The organism is Allobosea massiliensis (assembly GCF_042655245.1).
GTDB lineage: Bacteria > Pseudomonadota > Alphaproteobacteria > Rhizobiales > Beijerinckiaceae > Allobosea > Allobosea massiliensis.
Map to the genome: position 1 here is coordinate 1 of NZ_JBHSLU010000139.1, position 595 is coordinate 595.

Sequence of the window (595 nt, forward strand, 5' to 3'; positions counted from 1 at the left end):
CCAGACGCCCGGCGGTTATGGGCGTCCGGGTTCGTCAGGCGGCATGCGCCTCCTGTCTCCAATAGTTTTCTCCACGTGTTAGCATAGCCCAAACGGCCCGAGCCGTTTTATGTGCCAGTGCCGTTGCCGCGACCGGGACGGGACGTCGCGCCAAAAGCGGCGACAGCCAAGGCCGCGGCTTGAGGTTGGGTCGCATGAATGCACCGATGACCGCCCGTGCGCCATGGATCAGCAATGTGCGTAGATAGCGGTCCCCGCCTTTACTGATCCGGCCAATTCGTGGCTTTTCGCCGCTCGACGCCATCCTTGGCGTCAGGCCGAGCCAGGCCGCGAAGTGGCGCGAGGATCTGAACTGCCGTGCGTCGCCAACGGAGGCGACAAGCGCGGAGGCGGTGATCGGCCCAATCCCCGGCGCCGTCGCCAGACGCTGGCTGGCCTCGTTGCCCTTGTGCCAAGCGATGATTTCGGCTTCGACGGCCCTGACACGCGTTGCCAGATCATCAAGGCGTCCAAACAGCTCATCGATCGCTGTGCGCGCGACGGCCGGTAGCTCCTCGTCTGCACAGTTTTCTACTCGGCGCCTAAGGTCGTCGAG

Annotated in this window: 1 protein-coding gene; it reads right to left on the minus strand. The window is 64.5% G+C overall.

Annotated features, from left to right (window positions below; genetic code table 11):
- Positions 1-34 precede the first annotated feature (34 nt).
- Positions 35-595: IS110 family RNA-guided transposase (locus ACFPN9_RS27835; RefSeq protein WP_377817949.1), on the minus strand; the 561-nt coding region annotated here is incomplete at its 5' end.